The organism is Lysinibacillus sp. HST-98 (genome assembly GCF_016757845.1).
Taxonomy (GTDB): Bacteria; Bacillota; Bacilli; order Bacillales_A; family Planococcaceae; genus Lysinibacillus; species Lysinibacillus capsici.
In genome coordinates this window covers 146,975-173,011 of record NZ_JAENHX010000006.1, presented here as the reverse complement: position 1 = coordinate 173,011, position 26,037 = coordinate 146,975, and the positions used below count along the sequence as shown (strand labels likewise).

32 protein-coding genes are annotated in these 26,037 nt (G+C 37.0%); 21 read left to right on the top strand and 11 right to left on the bottom strand.

Annotated elements, in window-relative coordinates; genetic code table 11:
- The first annotated feature begins 48 nt into the window (after positions 1–48).
- On the top strand, positions 49–606 hold the full coding sequence (locus tag JIN86_RS15125; RefSeq protein ID WP_202342303.1) for a histidine phosphatase family protein: 558 nt from the start codon (positions 49–51) through the stop codon (positions 604–606).
- A gap of 60 nt (positions 607–666) precedes the next feature.
- Positions 667–1,317, top strand: coding sequence for a uridine kinase family protein (locus JIN86_RS15120; RefSeq protein ID WP_202342302.1), 651 nt, complete (start codon positions 667–669; stop codon positions 1,315–1,317).
- Positions 1,318–1,354: 37 nt separating this feature from the next.
- On the opposite strand, the gene JIN86_RS15115 is transcribed toward JIN86_RS15120, so the two are convergent.
- The 4 genes from JIN86_RS15115 to JIN86_RS23810 all read right to left on the bottom strand — a co-directional run bounded on the left by JIN86_RS15115 (position 1,355) and on the right by JIN86_RS23810 (position 3,388).
- Positions 1,355–1,999, bottom strand: a complete 645-nt coding sequence (locus JIN86_RS15115; protein ID WP_202342301.1) for an SIMPL domain-containing protein — start codon at positions 1,997–1,999, stop codon at positions 1,355–1,357.
- Positions 2,000–2,046: 47 nt separating this feature from the next.
- Positions 2,047–2,673 carry a DUF2238 domain-containing protein gene (locus JIN86_RS15110; protein ID WP_202342300.1) on the bottom strand — a complete coding sequence of 209 codons (627 nt, stop codon included), beginning with the start codon at positions 2,671–2,673 and terminating at the stop codon, positions 2,047–2,049.
- A 106-nt stretch (positions 2,674–2,779) separates the two neighbouring features.
- A complete protein-coding gene (locus JIN86_RS15105; protein ID WP_004231716.1) occupies positions 2,780–3,082 on the bottom strand; it encodes a YunC family protein in 303 nt (100 codons plus the stop codon).
- A gap of 183 nt (positions 3,083–3,265) precedes the next feature.
- Positions 3,266–3,388, bottom strand: a complete 123-nt coding sequence (locus JIN86_RS23810) for a hypothetical protein (protein ID WP_004231718.1) — start codon at positions 3,386–3,388, stop codon at positions 3,266–3,268.
- 271 nt (positions 3,389–3,659) lie between these two features.
- Between JIN86_RS23810 and JIN86_RS15100 the strand changes: the two genes are divergently transcribed.
- Positions 3,660–4,394: a polysaccharide deacetylase family protein gene (locus JIN86_RS15100; protein ID WP_053075725.1), complete on the top strand. Its 735-nt coding sequence runs from the start codon at positions 3,660–3,662 to the stop codon at positions 4,392–4,394.
- A gap of 65 nt (positions 4,395–4,459) precedes the next feature.
- On the opposite strand, the gene JIN86_RS15095 is transcribed toward JIN86_RS15100, so the two are convergent.
- Entirely contained in the window at positions 4,460–4,720 is a 261-nt protein-coding gene (locus tag JIN86_RS15095) for a hypothetical protein (protein WP_004231722.1), read from the bottom strand.
- Positions 4,721–4,825: 105 nt separating this feature from the next.
- Here JIN86_RS15095 and JIN86_RS15090 point away from each other — a divergent pair, with 105 nt between their 5' ends.
- Positions 4,826–5,620, top strand: coding sequence for a DUF2268 domain-containing putative Zn-dependent protease (locus JIN86_RS15090; RefSeq protein WP_004231725.1), 795 nt, complete (start codon positions 4,826–4,828; stop codon positions 5,618–5,620).
- 18 nt (positions 5,621–5,638) lie between these two features.
- Entirely contained in the window at positions 5,639–6,148 is a 510-nt protein-coding gene (locus tag JIN86_RS15085) for a DNA-deoxyinosine glycosylase (protein WP_202342299.1), read from the top strand.
- A 14-nt stretch (positions 6,149–6,162) separates the two neighbouring features.
- Here JIN86_RS15085 and JIN86_RS15080 read toward each other — a convergent pair whose 3' ends face one another.
- The 3 genes from JIN86_RS15080 to JIN86_RS15070 form a co-directional block, all read right to left on the bottom strand.
- A complete protein-coding gene (locus JIN86_RS15080) occupies positions 6,163–6,963 on the bottom strand; it encodes a cytochrome c oxidase assembly protein (protein WP_004231729.1) in 801 nt (266 codons plus the stop codon).
- Positions 6,964–6,973: 10 nt separating this feature from the next.
- The gene (locus JIN86_RS15075) at positions 6,974–7,456 is read right to left on the bottom strand and encodes a DUF2243 domain-containing protein (RefSeq protein WP_202342298.1); all 483 of its coding nucleotides are present in this window, start codon (positions 7,454–7,456) and stop codon (positions 6,974–6,976) included.
- A gap of 71 nt (positions 7,457–7,527) precedes the next feature.
- Entirely contained in the window at positions 7,528–8,418 is an 891-nt protein-coding gene (locus JIN86_RS15070) for an endo alpha-1,4 polygalactosaminidase (RefSeq protein WP_004231732.1), read from the bottom strand.
- A gap of 132 nt (positions 8,419–8,550) precedes the next feature.
- Between JIN86_RS15070 and JIN86_RS15065 the strand changes: the two genes are divergently transcribed.
- The 3 genes from JIN86_RS15065 to JIN86_RS15055 all read left to right on the top strand — a co-directional run bounded on the left by JIN86_RS15065 (position 8,551) and on the right by JIN86_RS15055 (position 11,718).
- Positions 8,551–8,916, top strand: coding sequence for a hypothetical protein (locus JIN86_RS15065; RefSeq protein WP_004231734.1), 366 nt, complete (start codon positions 8,551–8,553; stop codon positions 8,914–8,916).
- A 332-nt stretch (positions 8,917–9,248) separates the two neighbouring features.
- Complete coding sequence (gene abc-f / locus JIN86_RS15060; protein ID WP_202342297.1) at positions 9,249–10,880, top strand: ribosomal protection-like ABC-F family protein; 1,632 nt, start codon at positions 9,249–9,251, stop codon at positions 10,878–10,880.
- A 70-nt stretch (positions 10,881–10,950) separates the two neighbouring features.
- Positions 10,951–11,718, top strand: a complete 768-nt coding sequence (locus JIN86_RS15055) for a hypothetical protein (protein ID WP_237497300.1) — start codon at positions 10,951–10,953, stop codon at positions 11,716–11,718.
- A 44-nt stretch (positions 11,719–11,762) separates the two neighbouring features.
- Here the strand turns inward: JIN86_RS15055 and JIN86_RS15050 are convergent, their stop codons facing one another.
- Both JIN86_RS15050 and pdxR read right to left on the bottom strand, forming a co-directional pair.
- Entirely contained in the window at positions 11,763–12,254 is a 492-nt protein-coding gene (locus JIN86_RS15050) for an SRPBCC family protein (protein ID WP_237497299.1), read from the bottom strand.
- Positions 12,255–12,258: 4 nt separating this feature from the next.
- On the bottom strand, positions 12,259–13,650 hold the full coding sequence (pdxR, locus tag JIN86_RS15045; protein WP_202342295.1) for a MocR-like pyridoxine biosynthesis transcription factor PdxR: 1,392 nt from the start codon (positions 13,648–13,650) through the stop codon (positions 12,259–12,261).
- Positions 13,651–13,763: 113 nt separating this feature from the next.
- Between pdxR and JIN86_RS15040 the strand changes: the two genes are divergently transcribed.
- From JIN86_RS15040 to JIN86_RS15030, 3 genes are read left to right on the top strand one after another with little or no spacing between them, the layout of a single operon-like run.
- Entirely contained in the window at positions 13,764–14,714 is a 951-nt protein-coding gene (locus JIN86_RS15040; RefSeq protein WP_202342294.1) for a proline dehydrogenase family protein, read from the top strand.
- 46 nt (positions 14,715–14,760) lie between these two features.
- Positions 14,761–15,612, top strand: coding sequence for a DMT family transporter (locus tag JIN86_RS15035; protein ID WP_237497316.1), 852 nt, complete (start codon positions 14,761–14,763; stop codon positions 15,610–15,612).
- A gap of 53 nt (positions 15,613–15,665) precedes the next feature.
- Positions 15,666–16,031 (top strand): nuclear transport factor 2 family protein, encoded by a 366-nt coding sequence (locus JIN86_RS15030; protein WP_202342292.1) that lies wholly within the window; start codon positions 15,666–15,668, stop codon positions 16,029–16,031.
- On the opposite strand, the gene JIN86_RS15025 is transcribed toward JIN86_RS15030, so the two are convergent.
- Positions 16,028–16,822 carry a sulfite exporter TauE/SafE family protein gene (locus JIN86_RS15025; RefSeq protein WP_202342291.1) on the bottom strand — a complete coding sequence of 265 codons (795 nt, stop codon included), beginning with the start codon at positions 16,820–16,822 and terminating at the stop codon, positions 16,028–16,030. The two genes, JIN86_RS15030 and JIN86_RS15025, sit on opposite strands and share 4 nt — an antisense overlap.
- A gap of 173 nt (positions 16,823–16,995) precedes the next feature.
- Here JIN86_RS15025 and JIN86_RS15020 point away from each other — a divergent pair, with 173 nt between their 5' ends.
- The 10 genes from JIN86_RS15020 (at position 16,996) to JIN86_RS14975 (ending at position 26,033) form a co-directional block, all read left to right on the top strand.
- Positions 16,996–17,505 carry a nucleotidyltransferase family protein gene (locus tag JIN86_RS15020; RefSeq protein ID WP_237497298.1) on the top strand — a complete coding sequence of 170 codons (510 nt, stop codon included), beginning with the start codon at positions 16,996–16,998 and terminating at the stop codon, positions 17,503–17,505.
- Positions 17,506–17,525: 20 nt separating this feature from the next.
- Positions 17,526–17,990 carry a DinB family protein gene (locus JIN86_RS15015; protein WP_202342289.1) on the top strand — a complete coding sequence of 155 codons (465 nt, stop codon included), beginning with the start codon at positions 17,526–17,528 and terminating at the stop codon, positions 17,988–17,990.
- 10 nt (positions 17,991–18,000) lie between these two features.
- On the top strand, positions 18,001–18,831 hold the full coding sequence (locus tag JIN86_RS15010) for a helix-turn-helix domain-containing protein (RefSeq protein ID WP_202342288.1): 831 nt from the start codon (positions 18,001–18,003) through the stop codon (positions 18,829–18,831).
- A 204-nt stretch (positions 18,832–19,035) separates the two neighbouring features.
- Positions 19,036–20,019, top strand: coding sequence for an ABC transporter substrate-binding protein (locus JIN86_RS15005; RefSeq protein ID WP_202342287.1), 984 nt, complete (start codon positions 19,036–19,038; stop codon positions 20,017–20,019).
- 155 nt (positions 20,020–20,174) lie between these two features.
- Positions 20,175–21,182: a FecCD family ABC transporter permease gene (locus JIN86_RS15000; RefSeq protein ID WP_202342286.1), complete on the top strand. Its 1,008-nt coding sequence runs from the start codon at positions 20,175–20,177 to the stop codon at positions 21,180–21,182.
- 34 nt (positions 21,183–21,216) lie between these two features.
- Complete coding sequence (locus JIN86_RS14995) at positions 21,217–22,206, top strand: FecCD family ABC transporter permease (RefSeq protein WP_050779477.1); 990 nt, start codon at positions 21,217–21,219, stop codon at positions 22,204–22,206.
- A gap of 29 nt (positions 22,207–22,235) precedes the next feature.
- Positions 22,236–23,015 (top strand): ABC transporter ATP-binding protein, encoded by a 780-nt coding sequence (locus tag JIN86_RS14990; protein ID WP_036218856.1) that lies wholly within the window; start codon positions 22,236–22,238, stop codon positions 23,013–23,015.
- Positions 23,015–23,785 (top strand): alpha/beta hydrolase, encoded by a 771-nt coding sequence (locus JIN86_RS14985; RefSeq protein WP_202342285.1) that lies wholly within the window; start codon positions 23,015–23,017, stop codon positions 23,783–23,785. Before JIN86_RS14990 ends, JIN86_RS14985 begins: the two co-directional genes overlap by 1 nt.
- A 119-nt stretch (positions 23,786–23,904) precedes the next feature.
- Positions 23,905–25,476 (top strand): BCCT family transporter, encoded by a 1,572-nt coding sequence (locus JIN86_RS14980; protein ID WP_004231763.1) that lies wholly within the window; start codon positions 23,905–23,907, stop codon positions 25,474–25,476.
- Positions 25,477–25,559: 83 nt separating this feature from the next.
- On the top strand, positions 25,560–26,033 hold the full coding sequence (locus JIN86_RS14975) for a GNAT family N-acetyltransferase (RefSeq protein WP_004231765.1): 474 nt from the start codon (positions 25,560–25,562) through the stop codon (positions 26,031–26,033).
- Positions 26,034–26,037: the final 4 nt, after the last annotated feature.

Below are 26,037 nucleotides of genomic sequence, written 5' to 3'. Positions count from 1 at the left end.
GGATTATAATAATTGTAAATAAATTACTTTCTAAACTAGGAGGTTGTTATGGGGAAAATTTATGTCATTAGACATTGTCTAGCACAAGGGCAATCACTAGATGCACCCTTAACACAGAAGGGAATAGAGCAAGCAGATAGTTTAGCTGAGTTTTTCAAAGATCTAAAAATTGATCGAATTGTATCTAGCCCTTTCTTACGAGCAATCCAATCCATTGAACCATTAAGTAGTAGAAAAAGTATGACGATTGAAATGGATGAACGTCTTTCGGAGCGCCTTTTAAGTACTGGAGATTTTCCAGATTGGTACGAAAAATTACAGGCGACATTTGTTGATATGGATTTAAAATATGATGGTGGAGAATCCAGTAATGAAGCGATGCATCGAATTGTAGACCTTGTAAAAGATGCATTTGAACAGGATGTTGATCATACATTAATCGTAAGTCATGGCAATATCATCTCTTTACTACTGAAGTATTATGATAAGGATGTTGATTTTCACTGTTGGAAAAATTTAAGCAACCCAGATGTTTTTCTACTAAGCCCTAAGCATAATGAAGTAATGATAGAGCGAATATGGGGTGCACAGTATAGTGAAGGCTAATATTAATTGGTATGGTAGGAATTGTTTCTTGCCATACCTTTTATAGTGAAGGAGAGTAAGATGGAGACGATATTAAAGGAAATTTTAAAATGGGTTAAACAAGCTGATAAAAAAATCATAATCGGCATTTCTGGTCATGGAGCTGCTGGAAAAACGACATTTACCAAAAAACTTATACATGCTTTACATCAAGATCAAGTGAATTATTTGAATACTGATCCGTATATTGTGAATTCGGATATTCGCAAGCAAACAATACTTGATTATACATATCAAAATGAGCATCATCGTTTTAAAATGACGGCTTGTCATCCCGCAGCTCATCATCTGCCATCATTGGAGCGAGATGTTCAGATGATAAGAGCAGGACTCGATTTAATGACAATCGATACACATTATATGAAAAGTACATTAATTTCTTCGAAAAAACAGATCACGATAGTAGAAGGAATGTGTGTAGCATTTATAGATCCGGAGTTACTGGATTTAAAGATTTATTTTTATACGGATGGGGATACAGAGCTTAAGAGAAGATCAGATCGTGATGTGCTTGAAAGAGGGACAGATATAAATTATTTAAAACAATCACATGATGAGCGACGTATTCAATATGAATTATTTATGCATCCACATTGCCAACATTTTGATATGGTTATTAAAACTCAGGATGATGAAATCCTTATTGAAAAAAATACACTTGTAATTAAATGAGGGCCTTCTGCACTTTGACTAGCGGAAGGCTCTAACTTTAGTATTGAAATTTTACACGAACAGAAGCATCAATAGCAATTTGTCCCTGTTCTATAGGCGTGATTCCCGAGGATACAGCCATAGAGCGATAAAGGATAGGTGTGTTAGCCTGCTCTTCCACAATCTCTACAGGGAGTGGCTGCAAAGGCAGGTGCATAGTTTCTGCTATTGTTTTCGCCTTCAATTGAGCATTCTGTAGCGCTAAACTTAATGCTTGCTGATAGTAAGCATCGGTATGGGCTATTTTGAACTGAATATTGGTTATTCGATTTGCCCCATTTTCTACAGCCGTATCAATGATTAAGCCCAAATCATTGGTATCTGAAACGTTGACGGAAATGGCATTGACTACTTCATAGCCATTAAAAGTTTGTTTGCCATCTTCGAAATTATATAGTGGTGTGATTGTATAACTAGCAGTTTGAATTTGTTCTCTTGGAATACCAAGTGCGATAAGTGATTGCATAACCTCATTCATGATTGCCGCATTTTCCTGTTGAGAACCTTGTACATGGTTGCCCTGTGTTTGGACTTCAATTTGTAATTGTACAGAGTTAGGTGTAGCCATTACCTGTCCATAGCCGATTACAATCATAGTACGTGATGGATGATGTGTTTGTTGATTGACCTGTGCATAGTACATCTAATACCACCTTTCATAGGTTATATAATCATGCTATGCAAAAATATTTATGATTTATTTATTCTTTTTAAAAATTTGTCATGTAGCTTTGTGAATAGAAGTAAAGCTAAAATAGCTCCCAGCAAGGCTAAAAACATGTCCCATTGTGCATCCCATTTATCTCCCTGCATGCCTAAAAAATCCTTTGCTCCTTTACTTCCCTTCGAGATTCTTGTACTTAACCATTCAATGATTTCATAAAAAGCAGCAATTGCGAGCAGAATACTGATCGTAATACCTGTAAGCCAAGCTCCTTTTGCAAGTGGTGTTTTCCTGATTAGTATTTCCCTTATTACGATGGCTAATAAACCTTTTAAAAAATGGCCAAAGCGATCATAGTTATTACGTTGTAAATGAAATTCATCTTTTACCCAATTAAAAAGAGGGACTTCCGAATAGGTATAATGCCCCCCTATAAATGTCAGTATCGACAAGAGAGCGATAATAAAATAAGAAAATGTGGTGAAGCGGAATTTACGATAAATGCAAATAACGACTATTATTGCCACAATTCCCGGACTAACTTCAGCTAGCCAATCTAAATAGGAGGAAGGCTTTATAAAAGACCAGATGAAAACAATTAAAACAATAATAAGTAAGGTGACGTGTATTTTAACATGTTGCTTACTATTCATATTAACAACTCCCTTTGTCCCACAGTATGGGAAATAGGGAAATTGCTTATTCCAATTTGTAGCAAACAAAAAAGAAAAGCGTCTAGTTGACGCTTTTTTTAGCCAATTAGATCATTTTTAAAAGTGCCTCTACACCAGTCATTCCTTCTGTAATACCAAGCTGTTCTGCTTCATATGTTACAGATTCTAATGGAGCTGTTAATAGCTCGTCAATTGTTTTCACGCCTACTGCACGACCAGCAATAATTTTTCGATCAACTAAGCGACTATTTAATAGGCCGACATCTAAAGCACCACACATAATGTAGCCTGTATCATTAGAAATAGTTAGTAATGTTGTTTTAGGTAATTGAACAACTACTGCAGTGAAGAAATGCCCTTTAATCATAATAGGTTCAATTGTCACCATTGAAATCACTCCTTTTCTCTATATACATATGGTGAAGGCTAGCAAGGTGTTCGACATTTTCATGAAAAAAAACTAAATATGTTGCTAGATGTATAAGGATGAAAGGAATTAGGGGGGAAGCATCGGAGGTACTTTATAACAAAAAGGAATCTACTCAAATGAATAGATTCCTTTTATCCTTTATTATCTTGTATAAGAAAGCAAAGCAGTTTCTTTAAATTTATGTAATGCATTTGTTGCCTCACGTTTAGAACTATACTCAAACATGCGATAAGTGTTTTCTTCAAATACTGTAATAATCCACATATATGTCATCCCCTTTATTGTGTTGCATAACATTTAAGTATTTATAATAACTGTTATATATCAGATTTAATTTCATTTTACATCAATAAATAAAAAAATAAAGTACGATTCAAAGATTTTCACATATTGTTCAAAATTATAAAGAACGTTTAAAATTTTTTTGAAATAATTAAAAGGAGAAAACAGACAATCCTTCACAAGTATATTTCCGGGTAATTCGTAAATAGTAAGTTGACGGAGTTCTGTGATTTCGGACTTGGGAGGTGATGCTATGACACGTAATTACGTATTCATTTTTATGGTTTTCTTTTTAATCATCTCGGGATTTTTAGTGCAGGAAGGCTACGCAGATAGAGGTCGTCCTTATTATGAGGAGACAGGTGAAGTTGTTTGGGATATCAAAACAGAGGATAAAATTGTTGCACTCACCTTTGATGATGGTCCACATCCTAAATACACAGCTGCTGTGCTAGATTTATTAGCAAAATATGATGCAAAAGCCACCTTTTTTATTATTGGAAAAAATGCAGAAAAATATCCAGAGCTTGTTTTACGTTCTTATACAGAAGGCCATGAATTAGCAAATCATACGTATACACATCCATTTAAAGTTTCCATCAAAAAATTGCAAGAGGAGCTTCAAAAGACAAATGACACGATTTATAGTATTACTGGTTTTTCCCCAGTTTTATTCCGTCCCGTTGGTGGAAATTACACGGATGCTATGATTAATGCTGCTGTTAAGGACGGCTATAAGGTAGTAATGTGGTCCTGGCATCAGGATACGCAAGATTGGAAAGAGCCTGGTGTAAGGAAAATTGTGCAAAAGGTAATGAAGGGAACAAGGCCTGGAGATGTTATTTTATTTCATGATGGTGGCGGGAACCGTACACAAACAATTCAAGCACTAGAAGAAATACTACCTGCATTAAAAAAGCAAGGCTACACATTTGTTACAATATCCGAGCTGATTGAAAGCAAACAGCAACAAGAGCAAGTTCAATAATGAAAAATGAGCCATCTCAACAATGTTTGAAATGGCTTCTTTTTCACTTAAATAAAAGGTTTGAATTAGAAGAAAATAATTGGAGCTAGCGCAATACCTAAAATTGTTCCTAGAGCAATTCCATAGCCAAAACCTTCTCCTCCATACCCTCCAAATCCCCAAAACCCTAAACCATAACCACTATATCTTCTATCAGGTAGAATCCATACCTGTCTTCTATCTACCCTTGTGATTTCTCCAACATGTACTTTACCAGATGAATCCGAGATTCGAACACGTTTACCATGATATTTACAGCAAAGACTATAAGCATCAGCTGGATTCACACATATTCCTCCTTTCAATGTCATTACAAGCTAATATATGCGATTTGATGCATTTATCACTAGCCGATTGTCTATTCAAGACATATGCTGTGAAGAGGTGATAATATGGCCGTTGTGTCAACGGATAAGTGGTTAAATGAATTTGTAAGTGCAAGAAAATCAACTAGAAGGGATGAGCGAACAAGCTTACAATGCTCGATTCTTTGCGATCGATTAGTCAAACTATTTCGAGATGGGCTTCCAGAAGAAATTCACTATACATTACAGCAACAGGGTCTATTTTTACCTCATGAGGAAGTCGATGTTGAAAAATTAAAGAGGCAAGAAGTATGGGCCAGTGTACAGCAGGAGTTTCTATACTTACAGAGGAAATGGAATGGCCCATCAATACCAATTTATATTTTCCCAATTACTCAGCAGCAAACGATAACCAATAAAAATGGTGTAGCTTATCCTCATTCGCTTTTTTTATTTGTGGGTGATTTAGAAAAGCAGGAGCTTCAAGCATTATTTGCTCATGAATATAACCATGTTTGTCGTTTACACATATTAAAAAAAACTTTAGATGATATGACTTTATTGGATTCTCTCATTTTAGAAGGCTTAGCAGAAGATGCGGTGAAAGATTTATATGGGGAAAGGTGGATTGCTCCTTGGTTACAATCCTACTCAGATAAAGAACTTTTAGCTTTATGGGAGCATCATTTTTTACCGAATTTACAACTCCAAGGAATCGAACAACATCATCCATTTCTATACGGGGGGCCCCTCCCACCTTGGATAGGCTACTGTATAGGCTACAAAATTGTGCAGTCTTATAAAATGAACCATTCATGTCAACATCCCTTGTTCATTTCAAGCCAAGATTTACTTGCTGGTTCGAATTTTCCGCTACAATAGAGAAAAGGAGTGATTGTTGTGTCCAATGAATTAAAAAATATATTATTACCAATTGTAGACTCAGCAACAAGGGTGCTCATTGTTGGATCCATGCCAGGAAAACAATCGTTAGAGAAACAGCAGTACTATGGCAATCCACGCAATCACTTTTGGCCTATTATGGGTGAGTTATTAGAGATAGCGATTCCAGATAATTATACAGAGAGAATAGCCTTATTAAAAAACAATGCAATCGGTCTTTGGGACACGATTGCAACTTGTGAACGCGAAGGAAGTTTAGATGCAGCGATACGCAATGAAAAGCCCAATGATTTTCAAACCCTTTTTGAACAATACCCTAATATCCAATTAGTGCTTTTTAATGGAGCGAAAGCATTTGAGGTTTTTAAAAAGCATATTGGCTTAGAGCTTCTAGATGGACGAGACTATAAAAAAATGCCATCAACAAGTCCAATACCAGGGAAAAATATTAAAACGTTCACTGAAAAGCTAGAGGACTGGCGGATTATCCAAACCTATTTAGCCTAATCATCAGGGCGAGATTAACGTGATGAAGTAGCTACTTTAGGGTGAATAGTTTTCCTTGTGCTTTTAAACCATTGATAAAAGAGAATATACACAAGCAGGATTTCAATAGCATCTCCACCGTAGTACATGATCTTAGCACCTAGTTCTGCCTCAGTCGATGGTACATGATGAGGCGGATTTGCAAAAATAAATTTTGCCAATATGGCATGAGCAGCCAATGCTACTACTAATGTAAGGGATCGAAAAATATAAGAGTATGAATGTGGAGTAGGATCAATATAAATAAAGGCAATGGTAAACAAATAACCCGCTAGAAAAATATGGAGATGAATGAATACATACAGTAGTATATGTTCATGCATCAAATTGAAAAGTGAGGTTGTATAGAGTACCCATAGACCTCCTATATTTAGAATAGATGCAATAATTGGATGACGAATAAAACAAACATACGGTTTTTTTAATATCTGAGAAAGTGTACGTGCGTTGTTCACTGGTAAGGTTCTTAACAACAGAGTCATGGGTGCTGCTAATGCCATAAGTAATGGTGCAAGCATGCCAAGCAATAAATGTCCTATCATATGTGCGTCAAAATGAATGTGACTAAGAGCAGCCAATGGGCCAATTAATGTAATAAGAGCACAGACATTTCCAATAATCCAACTGATAGTACGGAAATGAGGCCATTGTTTTTTATGTTGATTCGAAATAATAACAGCGAGGATATAGCCTATAAGAACTAGAACAAATGGCAAGGCGAGTAGAAGCTGAACCATAATAGGAAAGTTTTGAGCATGAATTTCGTGAGAATGCAAGATGCGCCACCTATCGTCCTTTTTGATTTGTTTGGAGCAGTAAGACAATACCGATAATTATTAATAGTGACGCCAGTATGTTCCAAACGATATCATAGGGTAGTATCTCAACATTGTAACGAATTTGGTGAAGTTTCATGAATTTATGTTGTATAATTCCATCGTAAAGCTGAAATGAGCCTGCTCCAAGAAAAATACCGCCTAGCCATCTTTTTAGCCAAAACCCATGTTTTCTATGTAGGTCAGCCAATAAAAAAGCAGATCCAATCGTAGCAAAAAAGCTGAATGCATGAAATAAACCATCTGAAACTAGTCCAATAGCTGCTGTAGACTTATCATAGAAATGATGCCAGTGTAATAATTGGTGAAAAATCACCTCATCTATAAATGCCACCACCCCAAGCCCAAATAAAATCCCAGTCCACATGTTACGCTGCTTATATTGAAAGCGATTTTCATGCTTATGTTTTTGTTCTTCATACATATTGGTCATATCCAATTCTATCACCTCAAGCTGATTTTCTTTTAGTCTACCCCTGAGATGAGCTCTTAAACAAATATCCCTCAAAACAGTCGTTTGTCAGAGGGAAGTAAGGATGATTGCCAGCTATTATAGTAAGAGCCAGCAGGACTGTAAAAGAATTTGAAGTGATGCTTCTCAGCTAAAGCACGGCTTTTTGCTGCTTCTTCAAATCCAATTGTCATCACTTGTGTACCAAATTTATTGCGTATGTGGACAAGCTGTTGCATCATATCGAGTGACCATTCATCTTTTCCTACCACAGGATATGAAAAATCCTCCCACATAATAAAGTCAACATATGGCGCTGTATAATCAGCAAGTGTTTGAAATCCCCAATTTTGAGCAACAGATAAATCGGGATAACGTTTTTTAATTTGTTGGATAAAAGATAACATGGCTTCATTTTGCCACTTTTGTTCATCTTCAGGTAAATAGGAATTGATATTACCAACCGTATCTAAAAACACACCGTCTAAACCTTTCTGAACAATTTGCTGCTCTATTTCTGCTAGCAAAATGTCTTGATAGTGCGTAGAAGTCAAATCCATTAAAAAAGAATCCCATTTGGCAAAATACATTCTTTCACCCTGTTTGTCTCGATAAAAATCTTCTTCCTTCAATTGTTGATAGAGTGCTGTGTTCCATTTGTCTGCTTCCATCACATTAATATAGCCGTACACTAAAGTACCGCTTTTTTGAGCATTGACGATATACTTTTGCTGCATTTCAAGAGGTTCTACAATCACTAAATCTAACTTCGTCATGCGCTTGCCAATGGCATCGTTGCCTTTATCTAAGTAGTATGTGTAATCTTTCACATCAGCAAGCTTTGCTTGGATACTTGTGGAAGAAGAGTCTGAATTTTTAGCAAGCAGCATCCACATACTACCTGCGATAAGCAGGGCTAATAAGAGGATCAATAATTTTTTCATAAGTACTCCTTTTGGAGCGATTTTCCTTCCATTATACAATAATAGGAATTGGGTTACCTTAGGTAAATGGGCAATGGCTCATCGGTGAATCGCCCTTTTACATATATTGAATAATGTAAAAGGAGGGTTTGTGTGTATAATAATCCATTTAGAGAAGATCATTTTAGAAGACCTGGTGGTTGGGGAGGTTATAATGATTTTGAAACAACGTCATTTGGGCCAACTCATTTCGGCCCCCCTCCCGCAGGACAAATGCCCATGAGCACACCACCAGGTTTTTCACCACCAATTCCTGCTTGGCGAGAAGGTTCTAGTGGTATACGCTCCTGTTTATTTAGAAATACGTATATTTGGATGAATAGTGGTAGAAGTTTTTGGTTTTTCCCAACAGCTGTAGGAAGGGAAATCATTGCTGGCTTTAGATGGAGTCGAAGATATGGCTGGTATTTCCGTACCATTTCTAGAAACCAAATTCGTTCCTATGAATGTTTTAGATAGACTTAGCTCAAGGTATGGAGTTTTATTTTAAAAAAAAATGATGTTACAATGACGATAATGATGAATGAAGGGAAGATGGGTGGCTAATGAATAACTAATCTTAATTTTTGTATAGGAAATTTTATATTTCACGAACAACAAAAATAGGATTAGTCTGCCCATTTTTCATAATAATTGCTTTATATTCGCAAACCACTGCCGATATTTAGCTACTCCAAAGCTTGTTTTCACAATAATTTTGGAGCTTATTTGTGTATGATATTGTAGCGACTAATCCTTCCAAATGAATTGGAGGGATTTTTTTGTCCCTCCAACTGGAGAGGATGGATAGTATGAAGGAACTTTTAAAATTACAGGATGTACGTTATGAAATAAAGGATATGTTGTTATTTGAGCATGTGACAGGCACAGTAAAACAAGGCGAAGTCATCGGTATTATAGGGAGGAATGGTGCTGGGAAATCGACATTATTACAATTGATTCAAGGTACATTATCACCATCTATGGGAGTAATTCAGGGAACACAGACTTTAAAAATTACATTTGTTGAACAGGAGCTAGCACATTTTGACAAACTAGAAGTATCCGCAAGAGAAGCTGATCTGCTGGCTAAGTGGCAGGTACCTAATGTGTCATTTGCAGCGTTAAGTGGGGGTGAAAAGCTGAAAATGCGTCTTGCAGAAGGTTTTTCCCAGAATGCTCAAATTTTATTACTTGATGAACCAACGAATCATTTAGATGAACGAAGTACCTCATTCCTCATCAGACAAGTACAAAACTATAAGGGGACAATCATCGTGGTATCACATGATCGCTATTTTTTAGATAAGGTTGCCACAAAAATCTGGTCTATTGAGGAAAAAAGCCTGATTGAACATGATGGCAATTATACAAGCTACATGGCTGATAGGGAACACCGACGATTAACACAACAACGTGCCTACGAGAAACAGCAAAAAAACATTGAACGAATTGAGGCTCAAATGTCGGAACTGACGTCTTGGTCACAAAAGGGCCACGCTCAGTCAACAAAACTGGAAGGTTTTAAGGAGTACCATCGTGTGAAAGCAAAGCGCTTAGATTCGCAGGTGAAATCTAAGAAAAAGCGATTAGAAGCTGAACTTGCAAAGACAAGAGTGGAAGCAGTGGAGCCAGAAGCAGAGATTCGTTTTTCTTTAGGCACGAATCAACGAGTTGGCAAGCGCTTACTGGAAATCAAGCATTTATCTTTAAAATTTGGTGAACGCATATTATTTAACGATGTGAATATTACGGCTCAATTTGGAGATAAGATAGCTATTACAGGAAAGAATGGAAGTGGGAAAACAAGCTTTTTAAAAGTACTTTTAGGCAAGCTAGAAGCTGAGGGTGAAGTATGGGTATCACCAGCTGCAAACATTGGTTATCTGACACAGGAAGTATTTGATTTACCACTTGATCAGACACCAGAGCAATATTTTTATCAAGAGACATTTGAAGAGCGTGCTAAAGTGCGCAACTTGATGAAGAATTTAGGGTTTACACTGACACATTGGACATCTCCCATAGGCAAAATGAGTATGGGAGAACGCGTAAAGTGTAAGCTGATGGCTTATATTTTAGAGGATAAAAATGTTCTTATTTTAGATGAGCCGACAAATCATCTTGATCTACCTTCTCGTGAGCAGTTAGAGCATACTCTTACCCAATATAATGGGACATTGCTTGTCGTTTCACATGATCGATACTTTCTAGAAAAAGTCACGAACAGTGTTTGGGAGCTTCACGGTCAGCACATCAAGAAAAAGTGGACAGAAGTCACACCGAATAAAGTGGATGATACAGCGGCTCTCCGTTTAAAGCTTGAAACGGAAAGGCAAGAGATTTTAGGTAAACTGAGCTTTCTAACAGTAAAAGATAAGGACTACGTAATGCTTGACCAGAAGTTTAATGAGCTGACGAAGCGCATCAATGAACTTCGATAGCTGAAGCGTTTAAGTTAACCTTTTCCAGGGGAAAATATGGAGAGAAGGCATTTCTTAAAGGGGGGTTAACATGATGAAAAAGGTAGTATTTCTCTTTTTATTGTTAAGCATTTGTAGCTTAAGTGCTTGTGCTGAACGAAATAAGAATGAACAAGAACATGAGATTGAAACAAGTACATCTGTAGCACAGCAGTCAAATAATGATCAAGTTGATACGGTTCAAGCAACTGAAGCTCTTCAACAAATAAAGGAGCAGATACATTTCAATGTTCCAATAAAAATGCCAACAACGTTGCCAATTGCAGAGGGTGCATTTTTATCAGCTACAGCAAGGACACAGGGCGACCAGGTTGAAGTTATTTTTTATGAGAGCAAAGAGAATATGCCAATTAATGATATTCGATTAAAGAAATCAGCGACTGTTATTGGAAGATTGCTGGTCAAGAAATATAAAAGTGTGGAAGGTGCAAGCACACAGATAGCATTTGATAATTTCAATCAAAATGGCGGGCAAGAGGTTGATCTTGGTTACAATATAAAAGGTTATCAAGATGCAGGTGCTGGTTCATTATGGACTGGTTGGAATGAAGGGCGATGGGCAATTGCCACTCATACACGAACTGATAATCCTGATGCAGGTGTCAAACTTGCTAAGCAGGCAGTAGCGTATTTAGAAAACCACATGCTACCTATTCCAAGGCAATATGGCATGGCTCAGTTAGATGTCTATCATTCAGGTAATTTAATTGTGTGGCAGGATGAAAAGCTTGTTTACACACTCGATTCAATCAAAGACCCTTTAAAAGCACTAGCAATTGCTACAGCTTTTTATCAATAATAGAAATCCTAGAGTAATGATGCTCTAGGATTTTTTGTATTATTTTACTTTATACTATTCAGCATTTTTTGGTATTCGCTGAATCTTTGCTGCCATTCATCCATTGGGAAATAGTGGTGTTCAACGCCATTTAGTAGATCTGTTAACATATCAAGACAAATATGCCATCCCGCTAAATCCTTCGGTGTATGCTCTGACAGATTTTGAAGTGTCTCCACTAATACCAATAAAGAACCCTTTTCAGTAGAAAATAATTCAAATCTCACCGTATCTGTTCCCCAACCAAATCCTAATACTTCTTTCTCAACATAATCTGTGATGGTTATTTCCTCAAAATTACCTGTTCCATCATTCATATTAAAATGTATTTTTCCGTTCTTACGTAGCTCAATGATTTCTAAATTACTCATCCATTTTTGTAGGTTTTCATTGTTAGTCATAGCTGCCCAAACGGCATCTATTGAATATAGTAATGGTCGTTTGAATGTAGCAATATGGTAATTTGATTGTTTTTCAATAGTAGCTAGCACAGACATCCTCCTAATGATAAATTGCTTGAAAAAGTCTAGTGATGCCTAGTTCAATTTCATGCTTTTGTAAATGACCATAGCCAATAATCAATCTGTTATTATATTTTCCCTTTTTAATTGTATGATCCTCTACGGGGTAAACCTTTACACCAAATTGCTCTATTTTCACTAATAAGTTTTGTGTAAAATCAATCTTCTCAAATTCTGCAACTAAGTGCATACCTGTAGAATAGCCAAATATTTTTATGTTATGTGAAAAAGTGGATTGTAAACATTGAATCAGAAAATCACGTTGGCTTTTATAGAACTTCTTCATTTTTGTAATATGTCTTTCCATATAGCCCTCCTCTATAAAGCGAGAAAGGATAAGCTGGTCTAAGGAAGGTGTATGTAAGTCCGTAAACCATTTTATTTGGCGGCATTTTTCAGTAAGCTGTGTTGGTAGGATAATGTATCCTATTCTTAATGCGGGAGAGAGAATTTTACTAAAAGAACCGATGTAGAGAACAAGCTCTGGGTCTAGGCCCTGTAAAGAGCTAACAGGTGGCCCTTCGTAGCGAAACTCACTATCATAATCATCTTCTATTAAAAAGCAATGATTCTTTCTAGCATACTCAATTAATTGAATTCTACGCTGAATAGGTAAGGTACTTCCTAAAGGAAATTGATGAGAGGGAGTTAGAAAGACAAGTTTAGGATCTATATTATCTGGTAATAGGCTTGTTTTCATCCCGAATTCATCTACTGGTATCGGATAAATGGTAGCACCAGAAGCTTTAAAGATAGTTTGAATATCATTCGTTATAGGATCTTCCATAATAGCAATATCATTAGGTGACAGCAATAATCTTGAAACAAGCATCATTGCCTGTGTCGCACCAGATGTAATAATAATTTGCTCTGGATGACATTCAACGCCCCTTGTCCTTAATAAGTAGTGGGCAAGAGTATGCCTTAATTCTATGCGTCCCTCTGGAACCCCATATCCCAATATGGAGGATTCACTATCGTGCCAAAGTTGATGACTTATCTTCGCCCAAGTTTTACGAGGAAACAAGTCGAGTGCTGGAATACCCGAGCGTAAGTTTATAACATCTTTCCCTACTATTGAATCTCCTGCTTTATTTGTAATAAAAGGTTTGGCCTGTTGTGGTAGCAACGCCCCTTCTGCAACAAATGTACCAGCTCCTCTTCGTGCAATTAAAAATCCTTCGGCTAGTAACTGATCATAAGCTTCTAATATGACATTTCTTGATACTTTTAATTCTACTGAAAGCTCTCGTGTGGATACTAATTTTTCTCCTGCCTGAAGGTGTCCACTTAAAATTTTTTCCCGTATTTGCTGATAGATTTGACGATTTAAAGGAATATCTAATGCTCGATCAATAGGTATCCATAACATTTTACATACCTCCGATTTGAAAGTGGTACCTTTAAAATCACTTTAAAGTGGTTCTACAGTTACCAATTTTATCATGATAAAGTACTTACCAATACCGAAGAGGGGGAATAAATATGAAGAAAACAGAAGAACTAGTGATTCAAGCCTTAAAAGCCGCGGCACGAGACGAGCGCTTGAAATATGCGGTGCAACAATCGACAGAGCTCTACCCATTATTATGGAAAGCAGCAAAAAGGTATGTAACAGGGGAAAAGAGAGAGGATGCCATCACTGCTGCACGTAATTATCTTAATGACAATTATAATATCTCCATTGAATATATTGGCGAAAATACGACCAATTTAAGGGATTGTCAAAGAGCAAAGGATGAGCTTTTACAAGTAATTGAGGACATGGGGATTTTATCTTTGAAGCAAACAGTATCTTTCGATTTATCTCATATAGGTCTTTCTATTAATGCTGAGATTGCTTATAAGCACCTTGAAGAGCTTACACAAAAAGCTCAACAGTATGGAATAACTTTGATGATAAGTATGGAAGAATCCTCAAAGACTAGTGATATTATTACTCTTTACAAAAAAATAGCAACAGATTTTACAAATATCGGAATTACATTACAAGTTCATCTTTATCGTACAAAGGTAGATTTACAAGAACTTATGCAATATCCAGGAAAAATAAGACTTGTTAAAGGGGCTTTTCAAGAGCCTATCGATATAGCCATGATCAGATCAGAAGAACTGAATAAGCGTTATCTTGAGTATGTTGATCAGTTAGTAAATGCGAATCATCCGTTATCAATTGCTACACATGATGAAATGCTTATTCAAGAGCTAGAGCGACGTCAATATCTTGATAACTCAAATGTTGAAGTTGAGATGCTTTATGGTGTACGTCCTACATTACTCAATGAATTAAGACGGAAAGATTATCGTTGTAGAGTATATTTAACGTATGGAAATGAGTGGTACTTATATCTTTGCCACCGAATTGCTGAACACCCTGAAAACCTATATTTAGCAGTAACCGATATTATTAATGAATCCATTGAACGCGTAGTATAGAAGAATGAATAGATGGATCTGGAGTAGCGGGAAAGTTATTGTGGCAATGAGTATCGTTGGTAGTTCAGTTGTTGCGGGCAAGTTGGTTGTTCAAAGCTTTCCAATTTTCTTAGCGAATGAACTAAGATTTCTTGTGGCTGCAATTATTTTAATTCCTTTGTGGATAAAGATAGAGGGATTTTCAACATTAAACAGAAAAGAGTTAGTAGCGGTTTTTTTACAAGCATTATTAGGAGTGTTTTTATTTAATATATTAATGCTCCATGGTCTTTCAAAAACGACTGCTATGGAAGCTGGTATTATTACTGGTACTCTGCCAGTCTGCACTGCAATCCTATCCTATTTTATTTTGAAGGAGAAATTAACGAGGAATATGGGTATTAGCATACTTCTTGCCGTAGTGGGAGCTATCTTTATGAACATTGCTAACTATTCTGCTACTAACCATTATTCAACTTCATTATTAGGAAATCTATTCATTTTAGGGGCAGTATTTTGCGAATCTTTATTTATCATCATAGGTAAGTTAATTTCTTATCGTATGAGTGCTCTTACAGTCTCAACTATGGTTAGCTTATTTGGCGTCATATTATTTTTCCCATTGGCTGTAGCTGAAAGCAGATATTTTGAATTTGAAGAAATTTCAGCTGCAGAGTGGGGATTAGTATTGTATTTCGGCATTGTTGTAACCGTCATAGCGTTTCTTTTGATGCAACAGGGTCTTGCAGTAATTTCAGCATCTTGGGCAGGTGTACTTACTAGCTTATTGCCAATTAGTAGTATGATTTTATCTTCTATTCTATTGGATGAAAAGATAACTATTCTTCAGGTCGGTGGTTTTTTCTTAATTATAGCTGCCATCTATTTACTGTCAAAGCAGAAAGAGATAAGGAACTAGTGATTTATAAGAAGTTAATTATAGGATAATATTGTTAAAAAGGAGGGGTGAAGATGACACATCAACAAGCATTGGAACAATATATCCAAGCAACAAATACCCATGATTTTCATCAAGTAAAGGCTATTTTGCATCCACAAGCAATTTATTGGTTCTCTGATAAAACTTGCACAACAGCAGAGGAGATTGAGGCTTATTTCAAGCATGCATGGAATGTCATTAAAGAAGAGGTTTATTCAGCTACTGATGTAAAATGGTTAACCGTTGATGAAAAGACGGCTACCTGTCTCTATACATATCACTATGAAGGCTATCATAACGAAAAGTTTGTATCAGGTAGCGGTAGAGCGACTAATATTTTTACATTAGTTAACGATCAATGGAAGATAATTCATGAGCATTTGAGTAGTGGTCATTAAATTATTTTCAATGTAACTTGAACAAGCAACAATATAATAATCACTGTTAGTAGTGTTTTGGCTATTTTTAATGGAATGTAGGGGAGCACTAGGAGACCTAATTGGGAGCCTATAATGGAGCCTAGTGCCATAGCAATTGCATAGTGCCATTGAATAAAGCCAGTGTGATAAAAAACAATAAATGCACCTGTACAGCTCCCGAAGAGGAGTACTCGAGTGAGCTGTACAGCCTTTATGTAAGTATGATGAGTACGTAGATAGTGTAAGATGCTAAATGTCGAAGAGCCAGGGCCGAAACCACCATCATACATGGCGATGAAAAATGGTTGCCAAAAATGAGGTGCTTGATGTTCTAGCGAATCGGGAACTTCCGTCCACGCTTTATTTTTCAAAGTTATGACTAAAGCCAAAAGGAGTAGTACACAGGCCATATAGTTCATAGTTTGCTCAGACAGCGAAACAGCTAAAAGTGAGCCACAAATCCCCCCAACAATAGCAAGAGCTATATATTTAATGATAGATGTGAGATGTAGCTCCTTCTGATAGAGTAGATAAAAAATACTGGATAAAGACGAAATGCCTGTCGAAAATTTGTTTGTGGCAATACTTGTTTGAATCGGGATACCGACAAGCATCATGGCAGGAAGTGTAATGAGTCCACCACCACCCGCAATTGTACCGATAAAAGCAGCTACCATTCCGATACATACGAGTGTTAAAGAAATGTTTGCATAGAAAAGTCCAATTAAGCTAAGTAGTACAAATAACAACTGCAGGATCATTTTATTCATAAGCTTCTCCCTTTCTTTTATTAGCTTTAGGGTAAATGGTGTTGATATATAAATCTAATATATAATTTTTGGTGATTTATAAATTTAATTTATATTAATGGGGGCTGGCTGAATGAGATTGCTTCAAACGGAGGAAGAGTTGAAGAGCTTAAATAGCATCTGATGACTGGATGATGAGCATTTTATCCACAGTAGAAACTTTGCAATTACCGGATTGGTGGGTATGCGCAGGAATTATTCGCACAAAGTTATGGGATTTCCTTCACGATAAGGAGGAAAGAACACCAATTGCTGATATTGATGTGATATATTTTGATAAAGAAAATTTAGCAGAAGCAGTAGAGAAGCAGTATGAGCAAGAACTGAGAAAGGTATCTCCAAACGAGCCTTGGTCCGTGAAAAATCAAGCACGGATGCATCTGCTAAATGGTAGTAATCCGTATAAATCGGCTATTGATGGCATTTCTCATTTTTCTGAAATACCAACAGCGATCGGTGTAAAGTTATCAGATGGGATACTAGAAATTACAGCACCCTATGGTATTCATCTTTTAGGAGCAGGCATTGTTGAGCCAACACCGTTTTACCTAGAAAATAAGGGTGCCTATGCGATTTATCGGCAAAGAATTCAGCAAAAACAATGGCATTTGAGTTGGTCAGAATTGAAAATTCATCTTCAATAAAAAAGAAAGAGGGGGACCAATTGCAACAAGATAAAACCTATGTCATTAAACACTATAAAAAATCTTTAGATTGGATAGATAATTTGCGAGGGTTATCTGAGGCACAATGGCGTATGCCTATTGAACCTGGGAAATGGTCGGTTGCAGAGGTAATTGGGCATCTTCCTCCATGGGACAAGTTTGTGCTAAATCACCGAATCCCTTTTCTGTTTACAGATGAGCGTCTGCCGAAAGGACCAGATGTAGCACATTTGAATACGATGGCAGCTAAGAAAAGCCGTGAACAAACAATGGAGGAAACATTGAATGATTTTATTTCCACAAGGCGTCAATTATTGCAGGAAATTCAGCAATGGACAGACGAGCAATGGCAACAATCATTTAAAATTGGACAGTCAGAAATGACTATAATCGACTATTTTGTAGGATTAATCAATCATGATTTACATCATTTTCCACAGATTCAGAATGTTATACATGTATAGGAGTTAGCATATGGATATCAAATATTTAATTGATTACTTTGCACATGCTTCTGTAAAATTTACAGATGTTTTTACTAAAAAAATGGACCCAGGTGAAGTAGATGCTGGTAGAACAACAGCTCCTGAAAAGTGTGGTTTAGTAGTACCACTTGCAGGGAGTGCGATCTTTAGCTTTAATGGAACCCCCTATACGATGGAGCCAGGAATGATTGTCCATGCAGGCCCCCAGATGCCGTTAGAAGTGAGAGCGACTGGTCATAAAGGTTGGGAGTATGCAGTTGTTCATTATCGCCTACCAACAGAAGAAATAAATCTATATCCACTAGCCAAGAAACATTTTCTAATCAATACAGGTTTTAACACACAAATTATTAGCCATGTTAAGCAATTAGTGGAGAGCTATTCCTTTCCTGGCAATATGGCTGTATTCAAGTCTAAGACATTATTTATGAATTTGTTGGAAGATATCCTTGTGGCGGCAAAAATGCAGGTTTTAGATAGTGCCAGCGAATTAATGGAGCAGGCATTACAGTATATACATGAAAATTATGCAGAGCAAATCTCAGTATCAAATATCTCGATGGAATTGGGCATTGAGCGTCGTCGCTTTGCTTATTTATTTGAGCAGCATACAGGTATGAATCCAAGTACATATATAACAGAATACCGTATACGACGTGCGAAAGACTTACTAGAATATGGTGGAATACCTGTAGCTGAAATTGCGGAATGTGTTGGATATGTAGATTGCTTTTATTTTAGCAGAGTATTTAAAAAGTGTACGGGTTTATCTCCCTCAGCCTATCGCAAGTTAAAAATAGAGGAAGCCAGATATGTATAATTGACTGTTTCTTATAAAAAAGAAGCAGTTTTTTTATTGCTTAAATCGGCAAAAATCCATGTCATTCTCGAAATCGTCCATTCACAATCTATTTTCACTTTGTTAGGATAGTATCCGTAAATGATAATGAGTATCAATTATGTATTGACTTATATATGGAAATGATTATTATTATCAATATGAGCTCGTTAGGGGAGAATATCTATGAATAAATATTTTAAAATGTGTGCACCTGCACTATTAGCATTATCACTGGCCGCATGTGGAACAGATAAAGCAGAGGAATCAACATCAACAGCTAATACAGCAGAGACAAGTGCAACAGCATCACAGACAGAGCAAGCTAAATCAACACAGACCATCACGTACTTAGGTGAGCCATATGAGCTACCAGCCGAAGTAAAGAACATTGTCGCTGCCAGTCTTGAATCAATGGAAGATGCGGCCATGCTTGGTATTAAGCCAGTAGGTGTCCTAGAAGTAGGTGGAAAAGTTCCTGCCTATCTAGCAACAGATTTTGAAGGAGCTACACTTGTAGGAAATAAAATGGAGCCAAATGCAGAAGCCATTCTTAATCTGGATCCTGATGTAATTGTGGGTACTTCGAAATTCCCTGAAGAAACGGCTGAAAAGCTCAACAAAATTCAAACAATGATTCCATATTCACATATTTCAACAAATTGGAAAGAAAATTTAACATTGCTTGCACAATTAGCTGGGAAGGAAGAGGATGCAAAGAACATCATCTCTGACTATGAAGCAAAAGTTGCTGATGCTCAAGTAAAATCCAAGGAGCAATTAGCAGATAAGCAAGTATTAATCATCCGTGTTCGTGGTGGAGTGATGTACATCTATCCAGCAGGTGTTTATTTAAACCCTGTTCTATATGAAGATTTAGGAGCACCTGTTCCAGAAGTTGTCACAACAGCTAAGGCGCAAGCTGAACTATCACTTGAAACATTAGCACAAGTAAATCCAGATGTGATTTTCCTACAATTCGAGGATTCAGAGAATAAGGATGCGCCAAAAGCTTTAGAGGAGCTACAAAAGAATCCAATTTTCACTAGCTTAAAGGCAGCACAAAATAATCAAGTTTTCGTCAACACAATTGAGCCATTAGCACAAGGTGGTACTGCTTGGTCTAAGGTGAAATTCTTAGATGCTGCAGCTGAAAAATTATTTAAATAGTATAAACAGGCTGGTAGTAGATTTGGTGATATCACCGGGCTATTACCGGCCTTTTGTAAGATGTGGCATTTTTCATTGCAGGCAGTTGTTAAGGGTATACACTTAAGTGATCGATATTGTGTACCACAAAATGGATAAAGAAAAAGGTGTGAAAGTTGAAAAAAACAAACATAGTGTCGTTTTCAATATTAGCGATATCTCCTTTCCTTATTGCCCTTGTGGCACTTAGTTCTGTTATGTATGGGACAAAAGATATTAGTGCCATTACAGTATGGCAGTCGATGACAGCATTTGATCCATCGGATGTCGATCATCAAATTATAAGAACAGGCCGTATTCCAAGAGTTGTCGCGGTATTACTAGTTGGAGCATTTTTAGCAGTTGCCGGTGCAGTCATGCAGGGGATTACACGAAACTATTTAGCCTCGCCTTCATTAATGGGAGTCAATGATGGCTCTGCATTTGTCATTACATTAGCCATTGTTTTTTTTCCAGGGCTACCAAACTATCAAATGATTTTATTATCGATGCTTGGTTCTGCATTGGGAGCTGGTATTGTCTTTGGTTTTGGCTCGTTAATCCGCAATGGCTTATCTCCAGTAAGGCTAGCCATAATTGGAACGGTCATTGGCACATTTTTAAGTAGTATTGCTACTGCTATTGCGATGTATTTCCAAGTATCACAAACAGTAAGTACTTGGTATAACACAAAGGTACATATGGTAAATATGGATATGCTGATCCTTTCTATTCCATTTGGTTTAACTGGGTTGATCTTGGCTTTATTATCGGCAAAAGCGATTACCATTACTTCATTAGGTGAAGATATTGCCATGGGGCTAGGACAGAAAACAAAAGCAGTACGTATTATTAGCATGCTAGCTGTCGTATGTTTGACAGGGACAGCGGTTGCACTTGTAGGGAAAATCGCCTTTGTAGGGTTAGTCATACCACATATTACTCGCTTCTTTGTTGGTGTTGATTATCGCTATATTATTCCTTGTGCAGCCGTCATTGGAGCCTTTTTCTTAGCGCTTTGTGATGTCCTGAGCCGCGTTGTCAATTATCCATTTGAAACGCCAATTGGTGTCTTAACCGCATTGGTCGGTGTACCATTCTTCTTATATTTAGTTCGTAAGCACGGAGGTGAAAAATGTGCGTAAAAAAACCTCAAGTGTATTCTTTTTAACCATACTGATGCTTGTTTTAATGATTTTAGTTGCGAGCTATTTACATATTACAAATGGTGTTTTTGATATGTCTGTAATGGATGTCATCAAAACATTGCTGCGGATCGAGTCAAATTCAAAGTTTGATCTTGTTATATTTGAATTCCGTTTACCTCGGATTGTCATTGCTGGACTTGTCGGTATTGGCTTAGGTATGGCGGGAGTTGTATTACAGGGGATTACACGTAATGGACTAGCAGATCCAGGAATATTAGGGATTAATGCTGGAGCTGGTGCAGCCGTCGTTCTATTCATGTACTTCTTTCAAGTAAAGCTAGTGAGTGCAGATATGAACAGCTGGATGTCCATTTTAATGATGCCACTATTCGGTTTTATCGGTGGAACAATTGCAGCTATCCTGATTTTTTCATTTGCTTTAAAAAATGGTCATCTGGATATGCAGCGATTAATCTTAACTGGTATAGCTATCAATAGTGGATTTGGAGCTTTGTCCTTGTTCCTATCCTTAAAAATGAGTGCACAAGATTTTGAATCAGCAGCTATTTGGATGGCAGGTTCTATTTATAATGCGAATTGGATCTTTGCGCTTACGATGCTACCTTGGCTTTTGATTTTAGGAATATATGTGCATAGAAAATCTTATTTACTCGATTATTTTCAGCTTGAAGAGGATAGCATCACAAGTTTAGGAATAGCTGTTGAAAAGGAGAAAATGAAGCTGTTACTAGCCAGTGTAGGTCTTGTCAGTGCTTGTGTGTCTGTATCAGGGAGTATTGGATTCATAGGTTTAATGGCCCCACACATTGCCAAGCAGCTTGTTGGTATTCAGCACCGTTATGTTATGCCAGTGAGTGCTTTAATTGGTGCAGGTCTGTTAATCCTCGCTGATTTTATTGGTAAAACCGTTTTTGCACCATCGGAACTGGCTGTAGGTCTTGTCGTTTCAATTATTGGGATTCCATATTTCTTGTATTTACTGGTGAAATCTAAGGCATAGGAGGAAATAGCGTGCAAACTGCATTTAGAATGGAAAACCTGGCCTCTGGTTATGAGCAGGTACGTGTCTTTGAAGGGTTAAATTTGACGATAGAAGAGGGCAAAGTGACTACAATCATCGGTCCAAATGGTTGTGGTAAATCTACACTCCTTAAAACGATAGGACGTATTTTAAAAAAACAACAAGGTACGGTATTTTTGCAGGAGCAAAATATGCAAAATTTATCGACCAAAGATATTGCCAAGAAACTAGCAATATTATCTCAAACACCGATAGCTCCTGGTCAATTGAAAGTGGAGGAGTTAATTGCGTATGGTCGCTATCCACATCGCAACAATGTCAATCGTTTAACGAATAAGGATGAGGAAATGATTGAATGGGCTTTAACGGTTACTAATACGATGGAATATCGAAATAGGGAGCTTGCCCAGCTTTCAGGAGGTCAGCGTCAGCGTGTTTGGTTAGCTATGGCCTTAGCACAAGAAACAAATATCTTGCTATTGGATGAACCTACTACTTATTTAGATATGGCGCATCAGCTAGAGGTATTGGACATTGTTAAAGGTTTAAATGAGCACCACAGCTGTACAGTAGTGATGGTTCTACATGATATTAACCATGCGGCCAGATACTCAGATCATCTTATTGCAATGCGTAAGGGTATTATTATGCAAACTGGCACGCCACAGGAAATTTTAAGTGCTGAGGTAATGCGTAAAGTATTTAATATTGATGCACGCATTATGGAAGATCCTGTAACCAATACACCTGTATGTTATGGCTATGAAATTTTGAAGGAGGATATCTAATGAATACAACTAAAGTAGACTACGTTACACAACAAATGACTTCAAAATTGACAAATTATTCGTACACGATTAACATCTATGTGCCTGAGGAGGAAGCACCACAAGATGGCTTCCCAGTTTTGTATGTACTCGATGGCTCATCCTATTTTAACCTTGTAAAGGAAGCGGTGCGTCTACAAAGTCGTAATGCACCAAAAACAGGTATCCTTCCGGCTATTGTTATTGGAATTGGTCATGGCGACGATATGCGTGAAAGAAGATTTTATGATTTTACAGCACCTGCGGAGTCGTATATTTATCCAGCAAGATTTAAAGGAAAAGGTCATGAAAAGCTTGGAGGAGCAGTGGATTTTAGTCGCTTTATAGAAGAAGAGTTGAAGCCAACGATTGAGGCACAGTATCCAGTAAATCAAGCACAGCAAGCTTTATTTGGTCATTCCCTAGGAGGTTACTTTACACTGTGGCAATTATTTCACCACCAATCAAGCTTCCAGCGCTATCTAGCTATTAGCCCATCCATTTGGTGGAATGAGCATGAATTAGTGCACTGTGCTTCAGTATTTCTGAACGAACATCAAGATATGAACGAAACTTTGTTTTTGAGCGCAGGTGAACTTGAAACCTTTATGGTGGATGATGCGCGCCAAATGGCGACCGTATTAGAAAAAATAATGAATGTTGAATTTTATGAGGCTTTAAACGAAAATCATGCTTCGATCGTACCTACTGTTATGAGTAGAGCCATACGTTTTATGCATAAATCACATTAATGATAGACCGCATTGTCTTTTGATAATGCGGTTTCTTTTTTATTTATTAATAAAATTACCGAATGGTACGCATAATAAAGGAAATTTGGTCATCTGCCTGGGATAAATGGAGGCGCTGTATGCAAAATAAAATTTTAAAAAACCCAGTATTTCTTATTTCTAGTGGAGTAATTTTTCTTTTAGTCATTATTGGAGCAACGATACCAGAAAAATTTAAGAACGTAGCAAACAGCGTATTTCATATGACTACGGATTATTTCGGCTGGTTTTATTTATTGACAGTCTTTATTATCGTTATTTTTTTATTCGGCTTGGCAATTAGTAAATATGGCACCATTCGCTTAGGGACAGAAGATAGTCGACCTGAATTTAGCTTTCTAACATGGATTTCCATGCTTTTTTCCGCAGGACTTGGCGTAGGCTTGGTCTTTTGGGGAGTAGCTGAGCCAATGAGTCATTACTTTTCACCACCTTTTAGCTCTACGGAACCTTTAACAACAGATGCTGCAAGACTTGCCATGGGCTATTCATTCTTTCATTGGGGTATAAGCCAATGGTCAGTGTATACTATTATGGGACTGGTCATGGCCTATGTACAATTTAATAAAAAACGAAATTTATTAATCTCTACAGCTTTAGAGCCAGTCACTGGTTCTAATCGTATAGTCAAAAATACGATTGATATTCTGGCAGTTATTGCTACAGTTATGGGTGTAGCCACGTCTATTGGCCTCGGAGTTCTACAAACAAATGGGGGATTGAAATTTGTCTTTGGCTTGCCAAATACATTTTTTATACAAATATCTATTATTGCCATTATGTTTGTAGGCTATATGTTTTCTTCTACGACAGGTCTTCAAAAAGGGATTCGTATTTTAAGTAATGTTAATATGGGCCTTGCGATTGTTCTGTTGCTTTTTGTATTTATAACAGGCCCTACAGTTTTCATTCTAGAAACTTTTACATTAGCAATAGGGGATTATATTTCAAATTTTATTCAGTATAGCCTTCGCATGCAGCCATATGTGGGGGGAACTTGGGTAAAAGATTGGACTATTTTTTATTGGGCTTGGGCTATTGCTTGGTCTCCGTTTGTGGGATCATTTATAGCTCGTGTATCTAAAGGTAGAACGATTCGAGAATTTATTATAGGGGTTTTAATTATCCCACCCCTTATTGCCTGTTTTTGGATTGCAGTCTTTGGTGGTACTGCCATGTGGTTTGATTTACATGAAAATGCACATATAGCTGAAGCGGTTAGTAATGATGTTACAATGGCACTTTTTCAAATGCTTGAACATTTGCCATTATCACTGTTAGCCCCAGTTATAGGCATAATGTTAATTTTTACTTTCTTAATCACTTCTGCTGATTCAGCTACATTTATTATGGCTAGTATGACGTCCAGAGGTTCTTTAAATCCCACAATTTTATCAAAGTTAGTATGGGGTGTTTTAATGGCAGCTATTTCAGGCGTTTTATTGTATACAGGGGGTCTTGAAGCATTACAAACGGCCTCGTTAATCGCTGCATTACCTTTTACAGTAGTTTTACTTTTATTAATGATTTCGTATATTAAGATGATGAAGGAAGAGATTATTCCTCTTAAGAAAAAGGATATCCAACGTTTGAAAATAGCGAGAAAGCATATTGAAAAGGAAGCAAAAATAAAAGACAAACATACTAAGTAGTAGGCCGTATTAGAAATAATACGGTTTCTTTTTGTTTTAATATACATTATTATGAATAAAAAAACGATTAGGGGTGCTTTATGATGGAAATTGTGTTAGCAGAGTGCAAGGATGCCCCAGTAATACATCAGTTGATGCTACAGGCGTTTCAAGAATATGAAAAAGCTATTCCACCATCCAGTGCACTGAGTGAAACGGTGTATTCTATTGAGCAGGCAATGGAGCAAAGTGAACAAGCGTTTATAGGCTATATCAATAAACAGCCAGTTGCCATGGTAAGGTTTAAACTCAGTACAACGGGGATTTATTTTTTTAGACTTTCAGTTATCCCAGAAAGACAAGGACAAGGTTTAGCTAAGGCACTAATTTCTTGGCTTGAACAAAATGCACTATCGAAGGGGATAACAATTAGTCAGTGCAAAGTACGTATGAGTGTTCCGCGTAATATTGAGTTATATCGTTCATTAGGTTATGTTGTAACGAAAGAGGAAATGGTGAAGAATTGTAATGGTAACTCTCTAGTAATAGCAACAATGGAAAAGAAACTTTCCAATTAGGAGG

What these genes read in the sequence shown, in the direction of transcription:
- JIN86_RS15110 (WP_202342300.1), bottom strand. Translation starts at nt 2,673, where the DNA reads ATGAATAGTAAGCAACATGTTAAAATACACGTCACCTTACTTATTATT.
- JIN86_RS15090 (WP_004231725.1), top strand. Translation starts at nt 4,826, where the DNA reads ATGGCCGTTGTGTCAACGGATAAGTGGTTAAATGAATTTGTAAGTGCA.
- JIN86_RS15050 (WP_237497299.1), bottom strand. Translation starts at nt 12,254, where the DNA reads ATGTCTGTGCTAGCTACTATTGAAAAACAATCAAATTACCATATTGCT.
- JIN86_RS15075 (WP_202342298.1), bottom strand. Translation starts at nt 7,456, where the DNA reads ATGACCAATATGTATGAAGAACAAAAACATAAGCATGAAAATCGCTTT.
- JIN86_RS23810 (WP_004231718.1), bottom strand. Translation starts at nt 3,388, where the DNA reads ATGTGGATTATTACAGTATTTGAAGAAAACACTTATCGCATGTTTGAG.
- JIN86_RS15010 (WP_202342288.1), top strand. Translation starts at nt 18,001, where the DNA reads ATGGATATCAAATATTTAATTGATTACTTTGCACATGCTTCTGTAAAA.
- JIN86_RS15055 (WP_237497300.1), top strand. Translation starts at nt 10,951, where the DNA reads ATGATGAAAAAGGTAGTATTTCTCTTTTTATTGTTAAGCATTTGTAGC.
- pdxR (WP_202342295.1), bottom strand. Translation starts at nt 13,650, where the DNA reads ATGTTATGGATACCTATTGATCGAGCATTAGATATTCCTTTAAATCGT.
- JIN86_RS14980 (WP_004231763.1), top strand. Translation starts at nt 23,905, where the DNA reads ATGCAAAATAAAATTTTAAAAAACCCAGTATTTCTTATTTCTAGTGGA.
- JIN86_RS14995 (WP_050779477.1), top strand. Translation starts at nt 21,217, where the DNA reads ATGCTTGTTTTAATGATTTTAGTTGCGAGCTATTTACATATTACAAAT.
- JIN86_RS15040 (WP_202342294.1), top strand. Translation starts at nt 13,764, where the DNA reads ATGAAGAAAACAGAAGAACTAGTGATTCAAGCCTTAAAAGCCGCGGCA.
- JIN86_RS15115 (WP_202342301.1), bottom strand. Translation starts at nt 1,999, where the DNA reads ATGTACTATGCACAGGTCAATCAACAAACACATCATCCATCACGTACT.
- JIN86_RS15100 (WP_053075725.1), top strand. Translation starts at nt 3,660, where the DNA reads ATGACACGTAATTACGTATTCATTTTTATGGTTTTCTTTTTAATCATC.
- JIN86_RS15005 (WP_202342287.1), top strand. Translation starts at nt 19,036, where the DNA reads ATGAATAAATATTTTAAAATGTGTGCACCTGCACTATTAGCATTATCA.
- JIN86_RS15105 (WP_004231716.1), bottom strand. Translation starts at nt 3,082, where the DNA reads ATGGTGACAATTGAACCTATTATGATTAAAGGGCATTTCTTCACTGCA.
- JIN86_RS15020 (WP_237497298.1), top strand. Translation starts at nt 16,996, where the DNA reads ATGAGCATTTTATCCACAGTAGAAACTTTGCAATTACCGGATTGGTGG.
- JIN86_RS14985 (WP_202342285.1), top strand. Translation starts at nt 23,015, where the DNA reads ATGAATACAACTAAAGTAGACTACGTTACACAACAAATGACTTCAAAA.
- JIN86_RS14990 (WP_036218856.1), top strand. Translation starts at nt 22,236, where the DNA reads ATGGAAAACCTGGCCTCTGGTTATGAGCAGGTACGTGTCTTTGAAGGG.
- abc-f (WP_202342297.1), top strand. Translation starts at nt 9,249, where the DNA reads ATGAAGGAACTTTTAAAATTACAGGATGTACGTTATGAAATAAAGGAT.
- JIN86_RS15125 (WP_202342303.1), top strand. Translation starts at nt 49, where the DNA reads ATGGGGAAAATTTATGTCATTAGACATTGTCTAGCACAAGGGCAATCA.
- JIN86_RS15025 (WP_202342291.1), bottom strand. Translation starts at nt 16,822, where the DNA reads ATGAATAAAATGATCCTGCAGTTGTTATTTGTACTACTTAGCTTAATT.
- JIN86_RS14975 (WP_004231765.1), top strand. Translation starts at nt 25,560, where the DNA reads ATGGAAATTGTGTTAGCAGAGTGCAAGGATGCCCCAGTAATACATCAG.
- JIN86_RS15030 (WP_202342292.1), top strand. Translation starts at nt 15,666, where the DNA reads ATGACACATCAACAAGCATTGGAACAATATATCCAAGCAACAAATACC.
- JIN86_RS15120 (WP_202342302.1), top strand. Translation starts at nt 667, where the DNA reads ATGGAGACGATATTAAAGGAAATTTTAAAATGGGTTAAACAAGCTGAT.
- JIN86_RS15035 (WP_237497316.1), top strand. Translation starts at nt 14,761, where the DNA reads ATGAGTATCGTTGGTAGTTCAGTTGTTGCGGGCAAGTTGGTTGTTCAA.
- JIN86_RS15070 (WP_004231732.1), bottom strand. Translation starts at nt 8,418, where the DNA reads ATGAAAAAATTATTGATCCTCTTATTAGCCCTGCTTATCGCAGGTAGT.